Below are 18,374 nucleotides of genomic sequence, written 5' to 3'. Positions count from 1 at the left end.
AGGGCTGTGAGGCGGTGGCTGGCGGATGAATCCGTTCCTTGAGACCGGCATGGTCAGATTGCAAATGCATGGTTCGCGTGTACCTGTCGGTAGCGGTTTCGGCTGGGCTCGGGCGCCGGGGTGAGGAAGCTCAACAGGGCGTTTCGCGAGTCCAGGCAGGCGCTTTTATGCTCCATGTCTAAAAAGTGGCCTGCATTCTTGATGGTGCTGAAGTGGCAGTCACGCACGTGGTTCTTGAACAACCGGGCGTCGACGGCCGAGGTGTATTCGTCCCATTCCCCGTTCATGAACAGCACCGGTACATTGATCCGTTTGGCGGCCTTCAACTGTTTGTGCGTGGTGGCTTCCATCACATGGTTGATGTGGTGGTGCATCTGCGCGTACTCGTGCAGGTCCAGGGAGCTGACGTGTTTGTAGTTGAAGCGCTTGAACAGCGACGGCAGGTGTTTGCCGATGGTGCTGTTGATCAGCGTGCCGACTTCGTAGCGATCGAATGCACCCAGGTGTTGCTGGCCACGTTGCAGGTAGTCGCGCATCGGCTCGTTGATGACCGGCGAGAAAGAGCTGATCACGGCCTTCTCGATGCGCTTGGGCCGGTGGGCGAGGGCCACCAGGGTCGGCGCGCCGCCCCATGAGAACGACATGATGTGTTCTGCGTTGAAGTGGTCGATCAGCTCCAGCAGGATCTGTCCTTCGGTTTCCTTGGTCAGCGGCCGGTCGATGATGTTGTGGGGTTTTGATTTGCCCGCGTAAGGCTGGTCGTACAGCACCACGTTGAACTGCGGGTGCAGGTTGCGGACGGTCTGGGCGAAAGATGCAGTAGTGGCCAGTGAGCCGTTGACCAGAATGATGGTCTTTTCTGCGGCATCTGCGCGATAGAACTCCGTGTAAACCCGAAACTGGCCCTGTATATCAAGCACAGCGATTTCTGGCCTCATATCCATGTCTCCTGACGAAAAAACAGGTGTGCGCGCAACCACGTTGCACGAGTTTCGTGACAGGTAGGCAATAGCCTTTAAGGGGGCCCATGTCGGATCGGAACAGCTTGTCCGACAGGTATTGTTATTGGCGGGCGGTTTGCCGAACGTGTCGCTTCGAGGCGGTCGTGACGACAAAAGGTTTCTTAGAATAGGTTGGTGACTCATCAGTCACATGTGGACCGACGATTGGATTCAAGCAGGCGATCCCGGAACCCGCAAGTGCCGTTCGTGAATTGTCCTACACGACCTGCCGGGCGGTCGAAAGACGTCAGATCTGCTGAATCTCTTCAGCTGTCAGCGGCCGGTACTGCCCGGGCGCAAGCGCAGGGTCGAGCACCAGTGGGCCCATGCTTTCGCGGTGCAGGCGCACGACCTTGTTGTCGAAGAAGCCGAACATGCGCTTCACCTGATGGTAGCGGCCTTCGACGATGCTCAGGCGGGCGCGGTGGCTGTCCAGCAGGGTCAGTAGCGCGGGCAGGGTGGTGAGGTCTTCGAAGGCGAAGTAAAAACCTTCGGCGAATTTTGTGACGTAGTGCTCACCGATTTCCTGCTCGGTTTCGACGTAGTAGATCTTCGGCAACTTGGTGGTCGGCTGGGTGAGGCGGCGGGACCACTGGCCGTCGTTGGTGATGAGCATCAGCCCCGAGGTGTTGAAGTCCAGGCGACCGGCGATATGCAAGTCGTGCTTGTCGGGCTCGTCGAGCAGGTCCAGCACGGTGGGGTGTTGCGGGTCGACGGTGGCGCTGACGCAGCCTGGCGGTTTGTGCAGCATGAAGTAGCGCGCGGGTTTGCCGGATTGCAGGACTTCGTCGTCGAGCATGACCTGGCTGAACTCACGGACTTCATGCAGCGGATCCCTGATGGTCTGGCCATCGACCCTGACCCGATTGGCCAGCAGTGCAAGGCGCACTTCCTTGCGGCTGAAACGGGGCAGGTTGCTGAGGAAACGGTCGAGGCGCATGGGGTTTGGGGTCGGTGTGTGGGCCCTCAATGGTACGTGAAAACCTTGGAGCTGGATTGACCTTGAGGACGCCCCCGCCGGCAAGCCGTGCTGCTACGGGCGTGGGGCGGCGCAAATCGTTGTAGCAGCCGGGCTTGCCCGCGGGGCGATCTTGAGGACGGCCCCGCCGGCACTGCTACGGGGTTTGTGTGGATTCGAGGAGGCCCGCGCAGCGCGGACACAGGCACGCCTTGTTGCGCAGTTCTTCGGGCAGCGCGGCCAGGACGGAGGGGTCGATGGTTTCGCTGAAGCACCAGCAGGCCTGGTCGGCCGTGCGTGGGGCGGCCAGGGTGCATTTGTTGCTCTGGCCGCAGACGGGGCAGGTGTCCGGGCTGTTTGAAACGGTGGTCATGCGGGCTCTGCCATCTCGGTACAGACCCGATTGCGGCCGCTCTGTTTGGCGCTGTAGAGCGCCTGGTCGGCGCGGGCGATCAGGCTTTGCAGGGTGTCGCCTTCGTGCAGCTCGGTGAGGCCCAGGCTGACGGTAACTTGCAGGGCCGAACCCGTGAACACGTAGGTGTGTTGCTCGGCCAGCAGGCGAATTTTCTCGGCGACGCGTCGGGCACCGCTGGTGTTGGTGTCCTTGAGCAGGATGATGAACTCTTCGCCACCCCAGCGGCAAATGATGTCGCTGTCACGCAGGCACCGCCTGACGTCGTCGGCGAAGCCGGTGAGCACTTCATCGCCGGCCAGATGACCGTGGGTATCGTTCAGACGCTTGAAGTGGTCCAGGTCCAGCAGCATGGCCGACAGCGCCTTGTGGTCACGACGAGCTTCGGCAATGGCGCTCATCGCGACCTGATCGAACCCGCGCCGGTTGGGCAGGCCGGTGAGGCTGTCGAGCATCGCCTGGCTCTCGATGCGCATCTGGAAGCGGCGGATGACGCGATTGAGCAGGTACAGCACCAGCAGCATCACCGCCAGGCAAATCGTCAGGTTCAGGTACAGCGACTGACGAATGTCGGTCAGTGCGCCGTCCTCGCGCTTGTCGACGAACAGGTACCAGTTCAGCTCGGGGATGTATCGCACGTTGAGAAAATGCGAGTCGTCCGGCGAGTCGTATTGGTAGCTGCCGCTTTGCGGCTTGGGCATTTGCTGGCGCAATTCCTTGAGGTCGGGAAGGTCGCGCAGCACCTGGCCGATCTTCGCGCCCTGCGGCCCGCCCTCGGCGCCAGTCAGCACCAGGCGTCCGAAAGCGTCGACGAAATACACGCTGCGTTGGTAGCGCTGCTGGTAGCGGTCGATCAGCTTGATGACGGCATCGACGGTCAGCCCCACGCCAGTGGCGCCGATGAGCTGGTCGTTGTAGTCGAAGACCTTGTAGTTGATGAAGAAGGTCAGGTTGTCCTTGTTGGCAAGGTCCGGGTCGACGTTGATTTCGTACGGCTCGGCCATGTCGCGCACGCGGTAGTACCAGACATCCCGGGGCTCGTCGGGGCTGATCTTTTTCAGCACGCCCTTGGCCTGGTAATAGGTCAGGCTTTTGTTGGAGACGAAAAACGAGGTGTAGGCACCATAGTGATCCATCACCTCCTTGAGGTAGCGGGTCATTTGTTGCGGATCTTTCTCTCCGGCCACGACCCAGTCACGCACGAAAGTGTCGCGCGCCATCATCGAGGAGATCAGCACAGGGCGCACCAGGTCCTTCTGGATCTCGGAATAGACCGTGTCCGAGGTCAGGGGCAGCTCGGTGTTGACGATGCTGTCGCGGATGGCGTCTCGCGAGGCAAAGTAGCTGAGCAATGACGTCGCCAGAAAGCCGCTCCCCAGAAGGATCACTAACGTCAACAACAGGGAGCGCTGTGAGTGGAGCGTGGAACGAAAGGGCATGACCAGTCCGCTTGAGTGAAAAAGAGTCCATTAATAGAGACATGCTAGCCTGAGGCCACCCTGTTGCGCCATGGCGGCCTCGCTTTTATGAACCGGATGTTTCAGGGCGTGATCCTGTGCGTTCCCCCGGGCGCATCGAATGCCGGCGCTCGTCCCAGCACTGCCTTGATCGCCGAGCATCGACAGTGCACCAGCAGGATCTTGTCGTAGTGAATTCCCAGGCGTTGCAGCTCGTTGAACAGGTCTTCCAGGCTTGGACTGGTGACGCCGAAGCGATTGCGTATGGTCAATACGTCCATCGGCGTGGCCGGCACTGTCGGCCAGGATGCGTGTTGGCTGTCGCTGACGAAATTGCTGATGTCCTGGTAGCTTTCGTAGGCGTCGCTCTGGAACTTCATCAGCTTGTAGTTCTTGATATGCCCCGGCAGGGTGGTGCCCGCCAGCAATCGTTTGCCCTCGTTCAAGGAGGCGAAGGGCGCAACGCCGGGCCCGGGGACGGCGCGTGTGTTGTCCAGCAGTGCATAGGGCTTTATCAACTGGCTGACCACCCTGTGCAGCCCGGGGTCGACCAGTTCATGGCCATGGGGGGCGTACAGCCGGAGTTCGGTGCCGTTGGGTATCTGTGCCGCCCGGCTCCAGGGCAAATGGTAGCCGTGGCTGCTGACCACAAGCGTGCGGGCCTGGGCGCGTTGGGAAGTCCACAGCAGGAACCGCTGTCCCAGCTTCCAGACGCGCACCGATTCGCTGGCGAACGCTCGGTTGGCGGCCACTTCCCAGTTTTTCAGGGTAAGACCTGTGTTGAAGTAAGGGCTGAGCACCGTTTTGCGTGGATGGGTGAGGCGTTGCAGCCAGGTGCCGAAGTTGCGCAGCGGCAGGGAAGGTGCCACGGAGGGCGCAAACCTTGCCGTCGCGCCCACCCGCATGAAGCTTCCCAGCAGGCGTGGGGTCGCGGGGCCCAGTTGCAGCAATCCCAGAGACAGGATCGCCACCAGCACCTGGCGACGCTCCGCATCACGGTCGCCGGGTAGACTGGCCGCCTGAATCTTCAGTGCCAGGCTGGCGGCGCTGGCGGTCAGCGAGGCAATGGCCACAGGTGGCAGCAGCAAGGCCATCGGCGCCAGCATCAATTGCAGGCGATCGACCCACCGCGACCAATAGTTCAGCGTGAGTTCACGCTGGGTGACGATGCTGTCTTGCGCATCATGGAGGCTGTCGCTGCGCAAATGCTCTAGGATGAAGCCGGTGGGCGATTGCGCCACCTCGTGCATGAAAAACACGTGATTGCTGGCCTTGTGGATGGCATCGTTGTACAGCCTGATGGATGTGGGCCGCAGTATCGAGGGCGGCAGCGGCGGCCGTTCCACTCCCCCCCAGATCTGCAGTATGTAGTCCAGCCGCTCATGGAAGCGCATCGGCATGTACTGTAGAAGCGTCCGACGCCAGTCTTCATTGGCCGCCGATTGGCGAAGATGGGCGACCAATTCTGCTCGGTCCCGAAGCTCCACGAATGTGGCTTGCTGACCTGACTGATACAGGATCCAGCCAGGCTCGCGCTCATGGTGCAGTAACAGCAGGCCCGGACAAGGCGGATTGACGCCACCGGTCAGGTGACCGCTGTCCAGTTGGAAACCCAGTGCGCTCCAGCGCGTCTGACGTGTGATGGGAGACGTGCGGTCCTCCTCCAGTGCGAGTACCAGGCAATTGAACCCCTTGCGCGTCAGCTCGCCGTTTTTCAGACAAAACAGCGCCTGCGCTATCAGGGTGGACGAGAGTGCGCGCTCGATGGCCGTGGCTTTGCGTTCCCAGAAGCTGTTGAGCCGCGCGGTCATGACCTCCAGAAACCCGATGCTTCTGATGTAGGCTTCAATGCTCGCCGCCGTGACCGGAATTTCCTTTTCCTGCTTCCAGGTGCCTTGCCCGCTGAGGTCGGTGTAGACCACCCAGCGTCCCCCCAGGTCGTCGTAACCGCTCGGTTCAAGGGCCCGGAAATTCTGTACCAGCGCCTGGCCGAGGGCGACCGGGCGCTCGCTCGGCACTATCAGGATGTTGGTCGCCGGGGTTATTGCGCTACCCCAGGGCTTTCTCGACGTCCCCGGCCGGTAGCGGATGAACACCCGCCTGGGGTCCAGATCGATCCCGTGGGCGTGTTTGAGCCACTTGCCCATGATCCGGTCAGCCACCACGTGGGGCGTGGGAATGCTCTCGCGCAGACCGGGTTCGCTGTGCCAGCAGCCCAGCGCGGCGAGGATTGCCAATGCCGGTTCTATGGGAGGCAGCAGGTAATCCTGTTGCGGCAGCTCACTGCCGTCGAACACCTCCAGAAACCCTTCGGTCTCGGGGTGTATCAGGGCAAACAGCCTCTGTGCATTGCACAGGTAGGTAAAGACATCGCTGATCTCGCTGCCCAGTTCAAGGCCAGTTGCAGTCGGTGCCAGGTTCAGATGCAGGCGGTGCCAGGGCGATGCGTTGAGCGCCTGCATCACCTTCTCGGGTTTCCAGGGGGCGTTATCGCTGATGTATTCGTGACAATAGGGTTGCTCGCCCAATACATGGATGTAGCAATGCCTGGTGGTCCGGGAGCGCTGGTGGAATACCCCCGGGATGGGATCGTCGTTGAGCATCACGCCGTGCAGCGTCGAACGGTGGGTCAGTGCGGTTGTGCCCAGGCGCTGCAGGGTGTCCGGCAACTGCACGAGCCCCAGCACATCCAGCCCGAGCCGGTAGCCGTCGCGGCTGATTTGCCGACGTCGTTGTTGATGATCCAGGCCGTCCAGAAACGACAGCCTGGCGAGCATTTGCCAGGTCTGGCCGTGACCGGCCCAGAAGTGGCTCAGCTGCTGGTCGTATTCCCACGACCAGTTGCCTCGCAACAGCAGCTTGAAGAGTTTTTCCAGGGTAAAGCCCGGCAGGTCATCATGCACCGCTCGGTCGGGAACCGCGCAGCGTTGCAGGGCCAGCAGCGAACGGGTTTCCAGGGTCATGCGCCCCAGTTGCCGCAGGGACAGGCGCCATTCGAAGTGTTCATTGCCAGCGGCATCCACTGCAGGATCCTGATCGGTGGTGAAGTCGAGATGCAGCGCGTCCAGGTCCACAGGTTTGCCCAGATGGCTGGCCAGGGCCTGGCTCCAGCGTTGATCCAGCCAGGTCAGAATCGAGGGCGGGCAGTCCAGCGCCAGTTGCCAGGCCTTGAGCAGCCAGGGCGAGCCCGAGAGCAGCCTTGCCACCCGCCGGTTGCGCAGTCTTGCCAGATGTTTGTGATGCAGGGTTGCAGGTGGGGTGCGGGGTGGGGCGGGGTTGCTGTCGGTGTTGTCCATGGCGGGCATTCTGTGAGTTCAAAAGCTGCTCACTATGGCGATTTTCGGCGACGGAACGCGGTAACTATGTACCACCATTGTCTGTCGCCGAGCTGCTTATCATTGCGGCGCGCGGATGGCACGGGGGCAAGGCGCAATACCGGCCGCCTCGCCCCCGGTCGTCAGCCTTACGCTTGCAGCACCACCACTCGCTGCCCGGAGCGCACCGCCGAACCCGGCTGCACGCGAATCTCGCTGACCACCCCGGCAAACGGCGCCAGCACCGGGATTTCCATTTTCATCGACTCCAGGATCACCAGCGTGTCGCCTGCCTGCACCTGCTGCCCGACGCTGACCTGCACCTGCCAGAGATTCCCGGCGATGTGGCTGTCCACACTCATCTGCCCTGGCAGCAGCGCAGCCTCCTCGGTGAGTTCGGCCACCGCTTCGTCGCTTTCGAACGTGGCCTGGCCGTTGGCGATCCAGCGCTCGCGCTCGGCGTTGAAGGCGCTTTGTTGCTGACTGCGAAACGCCTGGATACCTTGGGCTTCCTGCGCCAGAAACGCCTGGTATTCTGCAAGGTTCAGCGTGCTGTGTTCGATCGAAAGCGGGTAGCGCCCCAGCGGGAAGTCACGGCGGATTTTCAGCAGTTCATCGGCGCTGACCGGGTAGAAACGGATCTGGTCGAAGAAGCGCAGCAGCCAGGGTTTGCCGTCGAAGGCTGCGACGTCACGGTAGCGGTTCCACATCTGCAGGGTGCGGCCCACGAACTGGTAACCGCCGGGGCCTTCCATGCCATAGACGCACATGTAGGCGCCGCCGATGCCCACCGAGTTCTCGGCGGTCCAGGTGCGCGCCGGGTTGTACTTGGTGGTCACCAGACGATGGCGCGGGTCCAGCGGCGTGGCCACCGGCGCACCCAGGTACACGTCGCCCAGGCCCATCACCAGGTAGCTGGCGTCGAAGACCGTGCGCTGTACTTCGTCAAGGTTGGGCAGGTCGTTGATGCGGCGAATGAACTCAAGGTTGCTCGGGCACCAGGGCGCGTCCTTGCGCACGGTGGTCATGTATTTCTCGATGGCGAGCTGGCAGGCCGGGTCGTCCCAGGACAACGGCAGGTGCACGATGCGCGAAGGCACTTCCAGGTTGTTGCTGGCGCACACGTGTTCCCATTCGGAAGCGACGATTTTCAGCAGGTCGGCCAGCGGCAGCTGTTCCGGCTGGTAATGCACTTGCAGCGAGCGAATGCCGGGGGTGAGGTCGATCACGCCATTGAGTTGTTTGCTCTCCAGCGCCTGCATCAGCGCGTGGCCGCGGAAGCGCAGGACCAGGTCCAGCTCCGGCGCGCCGATTTCCAGCAGCAGGTGGGTGTCGCCACTCAAGCGTGCCACGAGGCGCGTGTCGTTTTCACCGATGTCCAGAATCACTGGGGACTGTAGGAGTGAGCTTGCTCGCGATGAGGCCGGTACATCCGAAACACATTGGGCGCTTGTAACACCACCATCGCGAGCAAGCTCACTCCTACAGAAGAGCGAGCGGGCGTGCTCTACGGTGACCGGGATGAATCTGACTTTATCCCCCGCCTTGAGCTGCCCCAACTGCCACAAATCCGCTTCGATAATCGTCACCGGGCACACGAACCCGCCCAGGCTCGGTCCGTCCGGCCCGAGGATCACTGGCATGTCGCCGGTGAAGTCCACGGCGCCAATCGCGTAGGGGTTGTCGTGAATGTTGGAGGGGTGCAGGCCTGCTTCGCCGCCATCGGCACGCACCCACTCAGGCTTGGGCCCGATCAGGCGCACGCCGGTGCGGCTGGAGTTGAAGTGCACTTCCCAGTCGGTGGCGAAGAAGGTTTCGATATAGCTATCAGTGAAATATTCCGGCGCGCCATGGGGGCCGTAGATCACGCGGATGTCGCGCACCGCTGGCAGTTCTGCGATCCGATGCGACGCAATCTGCCGTCCCGCTTCACGGTCGGTCAACGGCGCCAAGTGCAGCACGTCGCCCGCGCGCAGCGCCCGGCCGCCATGGCCGCCGAACTGGCCCAGGGTGAAGGTGCTTTTGCTGCCCAGGTAATCCGGCACATCCAGCCCGCCGCGCAGACACAGGTAGCTGCGCGCGCCTGCTCCGGCGATGGTACCCAGGGTCAGGGTCGAGCCTGCGCGGATCAGGATCGACTGGTTCATCGGCTGCGCCTGGCCATCGAGCGTCACCGGGATCACGGCGCCGGTCACGGCCACCACCGCATCGGTGTTGAAGCGCAGCATCGGCCCGCTCATGGTGATTTCCAGCGCGGCGCAGCCTTCGACGTTGCCCAGCAGGCGGTTGCCCAGGCGCAGCGAGCGGCTGTCCATCGGGCCCGAAGGCGGTACACCGACGGCCCAGTAGCCGAGCCGTCCGGGGAAGTCCTGCACGCTGGTCTGGGTGCCGCCGCTCAACACTTCGAAAGTGTCGGCGCGGTACACCAGACCTTCCAGGCAGCGGGTCCACGGCTGGCCGCTGGCGAAGGGCGCATCTTCGATGATCTGGCGCAGGTAGTCGCGGTTGGTTTCGACGCCATACAGGCGAGTCTCGGTCAGCGCCCGGGTCAATCCTGCGCTGGCCGATTCCCGGTCCGGCGCCCAACTGATGACCTTGGCGATCATCGGGTCGAAAAACGGCGGGATCTCGCAGCCCGCTTCCACCCAGGTGTCGATGCGCAGGGCCTTGCCATCGGCGGCGGGGAAGTCCACCGAGGTCAAGAGGCCAGGGCTTGGCTGAAAATCCCGCCCCGGATCTTCGGCATACAGACGCGCCTGGATGGCATGCCCCGAGGGTTTCAGATTCGCAATCAGTTCCTGCAACGGCGGCAGGTCACCGGCGGCCAGTTGCACCATCCAGCTCACCAGGTCCACGCCCCAGACCTGCTCGGTCACGCCGTGCTCGACCTGCAAGCGGGTGTTCACTTCAAGGAAATAGAAACGCTGAGCGTCGCTGTCGAACACGAATTCCACGGTGCCTGCGCTGCGATAACTGACCGCCCTGGCCAGTTTGATCGCGGCCGCGCACAGCTCATCAGCCATGCCTTCGGGCAGGTTTGGCGCCGGGGTTTCCTCGAGGACTTTCTGGTTGCGCCGCTGCACCGAACAGTCACGCACGCCCAGGGCGATCACTTCGCCAAAGCCGTCGCCAAACACCTGCACTTCAAGATGGCGAGCGCGCTGAATGTACTTCTCGATGAACACGCCGGCGTCGCTGAAGTTGTTCTGCCCCAGACGTTTGACCGCGTCGAACGACTCGCTCAGTTCGCTGGCACTGCGGCACACGCGCATGCCGATGCCACCGCCGCCGGCTGTGCTTTTCAGCATCACCGGATAGCCGATGGCGTCTGCCGCTCCCAGCGCATCTGCAAGGCTGTCCAGCAATTCGGTGCCTTCGAGCATTGGCACGCCGTGTTGCCTGGCCAGTGCGCGGGCGGTGTGTTTGAGGCCGAACACGCGCAGTTGCTCTGGCGTCGGGCCGACAAAAGCGATTCCCGAGTCTTCGCAGGCCTGGGCGAAGGCGGCGTTTTCCGAGAGAAAGCCGTAGCCGGGATGAATCGCCTTGGCGCCGGTGGATTGGGCGATGGCGAGGATCTTGTCCACCGCAAGATAAGTCCCGGCCGCACCGCCTTCGCCGAGGCTGTGGGCCTCCGGCGCCTGGAGTATGTGCAGGCTGGCGGCATCGGCTTCGGAGTAGACCGCCACACCCTCGACGTTCAGGGCGCGTAGGGTACGCAGGATGCGGCAGGCGATGGCGCCGCGGTTGGCGATCAGCAGTTTATCGAACATGGTTTTTACCCCAGGGATCGCGCTCGTCGATCCCGAACCGGGTAGCGGGCCGTCCCGCTGTTGTACGCGTTGCGCGAAGGCCGTCCCTCGCGCCGAAAACCTTCAGTGAAAACCTGTGCCGCTCAATCCCAGACGAGCAGCTCGGCAGGCGTGGGGTTGTAGCCGTTGCACGGGTTGTTCAGTTGCGGGCAGTTGGAGATCAGCACGATTACGTCCATTTCCGCCCGCAGTTCGACGTATTTGCCGGCAGCGGAAATGCCGTCCTCGAAGGTCAGCCCACCTTCGGCGGTGACCGGCACGTTCATGAAGAAATTGATGTTCGGGCTGATGTCGCGCTTGCCCAGGCGGCCGTCGTGGGAGCAGGCGCGCAGGTAGTTGTCGCGGCAGCTGTGCATGTGGCGTTTTTCCAGGGCGTAGCGCACGGTGTTGCTCTCTTGCGCGCAGGCGCCGCCCAGGGTGTCGTGGCGTCCGCAGGTGTCTTCGACGATGGTCAGCATCGGCTTGCCGAGGTTGGAATACAGCACGCTGCCTTTGCTCAGGTAGACGTTGTTCTGTTTGCGCAAGGTGCGTTGCACGTCGTAGCGCTCGCGGGGGTTGGCCAGACTGTAGAACAGCGTATCGACGGCCTGGTTGCCTTCCAGATCGAGCAGGCGCAGGGTCTGCCCGGCCTTGAGTTCGGTCAGCGACGGTTCGCCTGCCGGGATTTGGGTGATGGAAACAGGGGCTTTCTTGGCGGCTGTGGTCATCAGAGGGTCCTCAGGCGAACAGGCGGTCGGTATTGATGAAGCCGCGCACGTTTTCCTCGCGCGAGGTGCGGCAGTGTTCGGCGACGCTGGCGTCGGCCTTCATCCAGCTCAGCTTGACCGGCTGTGGTGCGTATTCGGGGTTGGGGTCCATCGGGTGTTGCAGCGCGGTGAGCACCACCAGCGTGTCCATCGGCGCATACAGCTCGATGTAGTCACCGGCTTTCGAGTTGCCGGGCACGAAGGCCAGTGCGCCTTGATGGTCCACGTTGACCCGGCTGAACAGGTTGAGGGTCATCAGCAGGTCCGACAGGCCCAGGCCCCACTTGCCCATTTCCACCAGCAGGTTGTCGGCGCCATTGCGAAAGAAGCCGTTGCGCAGTTCCTGGTAGCGGCCCTGGCCGTATTTTTCAGTGACTTCTTCAGCGCACAGCACGCCACCGAGGCTGTCGCTCCAGCCGCAGGTGTCGGCGGTGATGGCCGCCAGCACGCGGCCCATGTCCGAGTACAGGCAGTGGCCGCTGGTGAGTTTGGCGGTGTGCTGGCACTTGAGGCTGTCGGGCAGGTTCAGGCGCTCGGTTTTTTCATGGGCGTTGAACAGCGTGAGGCTCACGTTGGCGCCGCCGTTGAGGTCGGTCAGGCGCAGCAGCTCGCCGCGCTTGAGCACGAACGACAGGTGGCCGCCACCGGGCAGCAGCTCTTCGGCGAATACCGGGAATACAGCGGTTGAGTCAGTCATGGTTGAAATCCTTCAGGCCGATTGCAGCGATTCGATGGCCGCGCGGGCGGCGCGACGGTCGCTGTTCAGGGGAATGTCGTAGGTGATGCGGGCGCCATAGGCTCCGGGGGCGTGCGGGTCGATGCGAACCTTGTCGAAGACCATCAGCCGCGTGCCCAGGTTGAAGCCCTCGGAGAGATCGTGGGTGACCATGAATACCGTGAGTTTCGTCTCGCGCCACAGCTCCAGCAGCAGGGCGTGCATGTCCTTGCGAATGCCGGGGTCCAGAGCGCCGAAAGGCTCGTCGAGCAGCAGTACGCGAGGCTTCATGATGAGTGCCTGGGCGATGGCCAGGCGTTGCTGCATGCCGCCGGACAGTTGCGTCGGGTATTTGTCCAGCGCATGGCCCAGGCCGACCTTGCGCAACAGCGCGGCGGCTTGCTCGCGAGCGTCGCGCTTGGCACTGCCGAACAGCCGGCCCAGCAGCCTGGCCCTTGGCAGTTCCAGGCCCAGCGCGACGTTGTCCAGTACCGACAGATGCGGGAACACCGAGTAGCGCTGAAACACCACGCCACGGCTGGCATCCGGTTCATTGGCCAGCGGCTGGCCGTCCAGCAGGATGGTGCCTTTGCTCGGCACTTCCTGGCCCAGCAGCAGGCGCAGGAAGGTCGATTTGCCACAGCCGGAGGCACCGACCATGGTGCAGAACTCGCCCTCGGCGATGCTCAGGTTCAGGCCTTCGAGCACCACCTGTTCGCCGTATTGTTGCCACACGTTTTTTACCGAAATGAAGCTCATGGCCGCGCGCCCTCGTACCAGGGAAAGGCCTTGCGGGTCAGGGCTTTCAAGCCCCAGTCCATCAGCCAGGCGAGGAAGGTGATCCAGACTACGTACGGCAGGATCATGTCCATGGCCAGATAACGCCGCACCAGGAAGATCCGGTAGCCCAAACCGTCGGTGGAGGCGATGGCCTCGGCCGCGATCAGAAACAGCCACGCCGAGCCCAGCACCAGCCGCAGCGAGATCAGCAAACGCGGCAACAGTTGCGGCAGCACCACCCGCAGAATCAGCGTCCAGGTCGAGGCGCCCAGCGTCTGCGCCTTGATCAGCAATTCCACCGGAATCTCCCGGGCGCGCTGCTCCAGATCGCGGGCCAGCACCGGGGTGATGCCGATCACGATCAGCATCACCTTGGAAAGCTCCCCGAGGCCGAAGACGATGAACAGGATCGGCAGGATCGCCAGCGGCGGCACCATCGACAGCACCGTCAGCAACGGCGACAACGGCGCGCCGAACAGCGGCAGCACGCCCGAGGCGATACCCAGGCACAGGCCCACGACCGCGCTGATCGCAAGACCTATGGCCAGGCGTTGCAGGCTAGAGGCGCTGTCCTGCCAGAGCAGGTATTCACCGGTGCGTTGATCGGGCACGAAGGCCACGCGTTTGATCGCATCGGTCATCTGCACGGCGCTGGGCAGCAGCTTGTCGTTGGGGTTTTCTGTCAACCGCGTCGCCGAGCCTGTGAAGTAGGCGAACAGCAACAGGGCGAACGGCAGGATCACCAGAACCAGGCGGCTGGCGCCATCGGGGCGGCGGTTTATCAAGCGCATGTCAAATAACCTGTTTGAAGCGGATTTTTACGTGATCGCTGCGGCCTCTTCGCGAGCAAGCTCGCTCCCACAGGCTCTGCGTATAGGCTCGCCATCCCACGTCCTCTGTGGGAGCGAGCTTGCTCGCGAATGGCTGTCACGGATTGCAGAGCAGGTCGCCCAAGCCTTTACAATTTGCCGTCAGCGGCCAACTGCACGTAGCTGGGGTCGAAGTGCAGCTTGAGGTTGCCCTTGTCGCCTTCGGTCACGCTGTTGGCGAAGCTCATGCCCACGGCGCTTGCATCCTTGGCGCCCTCGCCGAGCAGGCCGTGCTCGAAGGAGAAGTCCGCGACCTTGCGCATGGTGACCGGCAGTTGCTTGCTGGTGGCGAACTCCAGTGCCTCTTTAGGCGAGGCGAACAGTTTGGTGGTGTCCAGTTGCGACTGGAAACCGGCCAGGTCCGTGCCCGAGGCTTTGGCCATGTGTTCCAGCGCGGTTTTGGCTTCAGCGTTTTTCGCGTTCATCAGCGCGACGACTTCAAACCAGGCACCGGTCAGTGCCTTGCCCAGTGCAGGGTTGTCTTTGAGGGTCTGGGTGTTGACCACCATCATGTCCATGATCTCGCCCGGGATCTTGCTGGAGTCGAACACCTGGGTGACGCCCGGCTTGGCCTTGATCTCGGAGAGCATCGGGTTCCAGGTAGTGACGGCCTTGACCTGATCGGTGTTGAAGGCCGCAGCGATGTCGGCGTCGGAGGTGTTGACCACTTTCAGGTCTTTCTCGGTCAGGTCCACCGAGTCCAGTGCGCGGGCCAGCAGATAGTGCGAGACCGACAGCTCAACCAGGTTGACGTCCATGCCCTTGAGGTCGGCGACCTTCTTGCCGTCGCCCTTGATGACGATGCCGTCGTTGCCATTGGAGAAGTCGCTGACCACCAGCGCCGTGCTTTCCACCCCGCCCGCAGCCGGAATGGTCAGGGCGTCCATGTTGGTCATGGTGCAGCCGTCGAACTGGCCGGCGGTGTACTGGTTGATCGATTCGACGTAGTCGTTGAGTTGGGTGACCTTGATGTTGATGTTGTACTTCTTGGCCCACTTGTCGACGATGCCTTGGGTCCCTGCGTATTCCCATGGCATCCAGCCGGCGTAGATGGTCCAGCAGACGTCGAAGTCCTTTTTCGGGGCGGCGGTGGCCGAGAGGCTTAGAGCAGCGATGAGGCCTGCGGTCATCAGGCCGAACAGACGGGATTTTTGCATCGTGAAAAACCTCCAGTAACGAAAAGGGGCGGGCAGGAGTCCGGCGACACCAATGGTGTCCTGTCTCCCGGGCTTTTATCCCGCCGTGTAACCTCTACTGGAGGTCGCCAACTCTCGGACCAGCCACTCGCCAAAGGCGAGCCGGAACCCTAGTCAGCTATTTGCAAATTGTGGTGCCGCGAACCTTGAGTGACTCCTGCACGAGATTCACTTAAGCGAGAGACGTGCCAATTGTCGGCAAGCCATGCGGGCTGCGGCGCGGGCGGGAGATGGCGGAATAACGAGGTGCATCTGGGTGCACTGTTGCGGGGCGCCGTCTGGCGGAAGGGTTTTACAGTGGGGCACTCACGAGGGATTTTGCGGTCTTAATTTACGTTCTCGGCAGTTATGGGAACGCCGACCAGCGCCGCTGGTTTGAGCTCTATCGCGGTCCAGGAGGCCGCCATGTATCGACGAAGCTTGCACCTCAAAAGCCTGATGGCAGCTTTAATGACCTTGTCCCTGGCCGGTTGCTACGGAGGCTACTACGAATCAGAGACCTACACGCAGCCCGTCTACAGCAGCGGGTACAGCAGCGGCTACGTGTATGACAGCTATCGTCCCTACGGGCCGACCGGGTATTACGGCGGCTCCTCGGTCTATTACTCGTCGCCGCGTTATTACTCGGCCCCACGGTACTATTCGCCGCCTCGCTACTACGCGCCTCCACCGCGTTACTACGGGCCAGGCTATGGTCGCCCGGGCTACGGCGGCGGCCACTGGAATGGTGGTGGCGGTGGTGGTAACTGGAACGGCGGCTCCGGCTACCGTCCTCCACCCACAGGCCCAAGGCCGGGCATGGGCGGTGGCGGCTGGAATGGCAACCACGGCGGTGGTGGCGGTGGCGGATTCGCCCCGTCCAGGCCATCGGGCGGCAATATGAGGGAAGACGGCAACTTCGGTCGCGGCGGTCATGGCGGACCGGGTGGCGGCAACCGTTAACTGCAGTCCCACAAACGGCGCTCTTCGAAGCGCCGTTTTTTATGCCCACCACGAACCTGTAGGAGTGAGCTTGCTCGCGATAGCGGTCTGTCTGAAATGATGATGTCGCAGATGTACCGCTATCGCGAGCAAGCTCACTCCTACAGGGTGGGTGTCGATTCAGTACCCTGACAGATCCGCCAGCGGATGCCGGCCTTCCCACGCCTTCTCGAAATGCGCATCCACCACCGCCAGCGGGATCTTGGCAATGTCCTGCCAGTGCCAATGGGGCGTGTGGTCCTTGTCGATCAATCGCGCCCGCACACCTTCGCCAAACTCAGGATGCCGGCAGCAATTGAGGCTCATGGTGTATTCCATCTGGAACACTTCGGCCAGGGACAGATGCCGGGCGCGCTGGATCTGCTCCCAGACCAGGTGCGCGGTCATCGGGCAGCCTTCGCTCAAGGTTTTTGCCGCCTTGGCCAGCAGCGCATCGCTGGAATGCAGTTGACGCTTGAGCGCAGTCCACGCGCAGGCAATATCGGCGACATCCAGCAACTCATCGATCTGCTGGCGACGAGGCAGCCACTGCGGCTCCGGGCGTTGATCCAGTGCTTCCTGCTCCAGCGCCTTGAACAGACTGTTGAGCTGCACGGCGGTCTGTTCCTGCCAGTTGAGTTGCAGCAGCCGGTCGATCATTTCCTCCTGCTGGCCGTCGAGCAGGAAGCGGTCCGCCAAATCCAGGTCCAGCGCATCGCGCCCGTTGATGTGCGAGCCGGTCAGGCCCAGGAACAGCCCCAACTTGCCAGGCAGGCGCGACAGAAACCAGCTGGCGCCAACGTCGGGGTACAGGCCGATGTTGATCTCGGGCATCGCCAGGCGGCTGCTCGGGGTGACGACGCGAATGCCGGCGCCTTGCAGCAGGCCCATGCCGCCGCCGAGCACATAACCGTGGCCCCAGCAGATCAGCGGCTTGGGATAGGTGTGCAGGGCGTAGTCCAGGCGATATTCCGCCGCGAAGAACTGCGCTGCCAACGGTGGGACTTTTCCGGGCTTGCCGCGAGCAGCCTCAACCAGCGCACGTACGTCGCCGCCAGCGCAGAACGCTTTTTCACCATTGCCGCGCAGCAACACGCAAACAACCTGGGGGTCGCTCGCCCAGGCATCGAGCCGATCCTGCAACGCCAGGATCATGGGCAGCGACAATGCATTGAGTGATTTTTCCGCGTCCAGCGTGGCGATGCCCAGACGGGCGCCGTCGGTTCCGGTGAGCTCTTCGAATTGCAGATTCATCGTGACCTCGTGTTCGTGGAACAGGCTTTCATCAAGGACTGGGAGTGCTGCCTGCGCCGGGAAGTTGCACCGAACTGATGCAGTGGAGTGTAGGAAACCCGTGGCGCGTTGCGCTGGAAATAAATGGTGGTTGCCCCTAAAGTCCGCCCATTGTTTTTCCGGATATGACCATGACCGACGACGACCGCATCAAACTCGAGCCCAGCTGGAAGCAGGCCCTGCGCGAAGAATTCGAAAAGCCCTACATGGGCGAACTGCGCGAGTTCCTGCGCCAGGAGCACGCGGCAGGAAAGGAAATCTATCCGCCGGGCCCGCTGATCTTCAATGCCTTGAATTCGACCCCGCTGGACAACGTCAAGGTGGTCATCCTCGGTCAGGACCCGTACCACGGTCCAAACCAGGCCCATGGCCTGTGCTTCTCGGTGCAGCCGGGTGTGCCGGCGCCGCCGTCGCTGGTCAACATCTATAAAGAGCTCAAGCGCGACCTGAACATCGACATCCCCAACCACGGCTACCTGCAGTCCTGGGCCGACCAGGGCGTGCTGATGCTCAACACCACCCTGACCGTCGAGCGGGCCAATGCGGCGTCTCACGCTGGCAAGGGCTGGCAGCATTTCACCGACAAGATCATCGAAACCGTCAGCGCCCATCAGCCGCATCTGGTGTTCCTGTTGTGGGGCTCTCACGCCCAGAGCAAGAAGAAGCTGATCGATGCGTCCAAACACCTGATCCTGACCTCGGTACACCCCTCGCCGCTGTCGGCCTACAAGGGTTTCCTCGGCTGCGGGCATTTCGGCATGGCCAACAAGTATCTGCAGCAGAATGGTCTGACGCCGATCGAGTGGCGGTTGCCCGCTAACGTCTGATCGCCCCTTGCCCGTAGCAGCACGGCTTGCCGGCGGG

Annotated in this window: 14 protein-coding genes and 1 riboswitch; of the genes, 2 read left to right on the top strand and 12 right to left on the bottom strand. The window is 62.5% G+C overall.

Annotated elements, in window-relative coordinates:
- Positions 1-53 precede the first annotated feature (53 nt).
- From NPS29_RS24850 to NPS29_RS24800, 11 genes are all read right to left on the bottom strand, one after another.
- The gene (locus NPS29_RS24850) at positions 54-938 is read right to left on the bottom strand and encodes an alpha/beta fold hydrolase (RefSeq protein WP_274135844.1); all 885 of its coding nucleotides are present in this window, start codon (positions 936-938) and stop codon (positions 54-56) included.
- Between the two features lie 310 nt (positions 939-1,248).
- The gene (locus NPS29_RS24845; protein ID WP_274135843.1) at positions 1,249-1,941 is read right to left on the bottom strand and encodes a pseudouridine synthase; all 693 of its coding nucleotides are present in this window, start codon (positions 1,939-1,941) and stop codon (positions 1,249-1,251) included.
- Between the two features lie 175 nt (positions 1,942-2,116).
- Positions 2,117-2,332, bottom strand: coding sequence for a cysteine-rich CWC family protein (locus NPS29_RS24840; RefSeq protein ID WP_274135842.1), 216 nt, complete (start codon positions 2,330-2,332; stop codon positions 2,117-2,119).
- The gene (locus tag NPS29_RS24835) at positions 2,329-3,810 is read right to left on the bottom strand and encodes a sensor domain-containing diguanylate cyclase (RefSeq protein ID WP_274135841.1); all 1,482 of its coding nucleotides are present in this window, start codon (positions 3,808-3,810) and stop codon (positions 2,329-2,331) included. The genes NPS29_RS24840 and NPS29_RS24835 overlap by 4 nt, the downstream gene beginning before the upstream one ends.
- Positions 3,811-3,911: 101 nt before the next feature.
- Positions 3,912-7,124 (bottom strand): dermonecrotic toxin domain-containing protein, encoded by a 3,213-nt coding sequence (locus tag NPS29_RS24830; protein WP_274135840.1) that lies wholly within the window; start codon positions 7,122-7,124, stop codon positions 3,912-3,914.
- 167 nt (positions 7,125-7,291) lie between these two features.
- Entirely contained in the window at positions 7,292-10,912 is a 3,621-nt protein-coding gene (uca, locus tag NPS29_RS24825; protein ID WP_274135839.1) for an urea carboxylase, read from the bottom strand.
- Positions 10,913-11,034: 122 nt separating this feature from the next.
- Positions 11,035-11,658, bottom strand: coding sequence for an urea amidolyase associated protein UAAP2 (locus NPS29_RS24820; RefSeq protein ID WP_274135837.1), 624 nt, complete (start codon positions 11,656-11,658; stop codon positions 11,035-11,037).
- 10 nt (positions 11,659-11,668) lie between these two features.
- Positions 11,669-12,394 carry an urea amidolyase associated protein UAAP1 gene (locus tag NPS29_RS24815; protein ID WP_274135836.1) on the bottom strand — a complete coding sequence of 242 codons (726 nt, stop codon included), beginning with the start codon at positions 12,392-12,394 and terminating at the stop codon, positions 11,669-11,671.
- A 12-nt stretch (positions 12,395-12,406) separates the two neighbouring features.
- Positions 12,407-13,171 (bottom strand): ABC transporter ATP-binding protein, encoded by a 765-nt coding sequence (locus tag NPS29_RS24810; RefSeq protein WP_274135835.1) that lies wholly within the window; start codon positions 13,169-13,171, stop codon positions 12,407-12,409.
- On the bottom strand, positions 13,168-13,983 hold the full coding sequence (locus NPS29_RS24805; protein WP_274135834.1) for an ABC transporter permease: 816 nt from the start codon (positions 13,981-13,983) through the stop codon (positions 13,168-13,170). The genes NPS29_RS24810 and NPS29_RS24805 overlap by 4 nt, the downstream gene beginning before the upstream one ends.
- A 167-nt stretch (positions 13,984-14,150) precedes the next feature.
- Entirely contained in the window at positions 14,151-15,218 is a 1,068-nt protein-coding gene (locus tag NPS29_RS24800) for a putative urea ABC transporter substrate-binding protein (RefSeq protein ID WP_274135833.1), read from the bottom strand.
- 62 nt (positions 15,219-15,280) lie between these two features.
- A riboswitch (guanidine-I (ykkC/yxkD leader) is annotated at positions 15,281-15,382 on the bottom strand.
- Positions 15,383-15,662: 280 nt separating this feature from the next.
- On the opposite strand from NPS29_RS24800, the gene NPS29_RS24795 reads away from it, so the two are divergent.
- The gene (locus NPS29_RS24795; RefSeq protein WP_274135832.1) at positions 15,663-16,199 is read left to right on the top strand and encodes a hypothetical protein; all 537 of its coding nucleotides are present in this window, start codon (positions 15,663-15,665) and stop codon (positions 16,197-16,199) included.
- 159 nt (positions 16,200-16,358) lie between these two features.
- Here the strand turns inward: NPS29_RS24795 and NPS29_RS24790 are convergent, their stop codons facing one another.
- Positions 16,359-17,471, bottom strand: a complete 1,113-nt coding sequence (locus NPS29_RS24790; protein ID WP_274135831.1) for an enoyl-CoA hydratase/isomerase family protein — start codon at positions 17,469-17,471, stop codon at positions 16,359-16,361.
- A 170-nt stretch (positions 17,472-17,641) separates the two neighbouring features.
- On the opposite strand from NPS29_RS24790, the gene ung reads away from it, so the two are divergent.
- Entirely contained in the window at positions 17,642-18,337 is a 696-nt protein-coding gene (gene ung, locus NPS29_RS24785) for a uracil-DNA glycosylase (RefSeq protein WP_274135830.1), read from the top strand.
- The last annotated feature ends 37 nt before the right edge of the window (positions 18,338-18,374 follow it).

Source organism: Pseudomonas putida (genome assembly GCF_028682175.1).
In the GTDB taxonomy this organism is placed as follows: domain Bacteria; phylum Pseudomonadota; class Gammaproteobacteria; order Pseudomonadales; family Pseudomonadaceae; genus Aquipseudomonas; species Aquipseudomonas putida_AD.
Note: the sequence above shows the minus strand (reverse complement) of the source record. Positions and strands in the feature narration are given on the sequence as shown.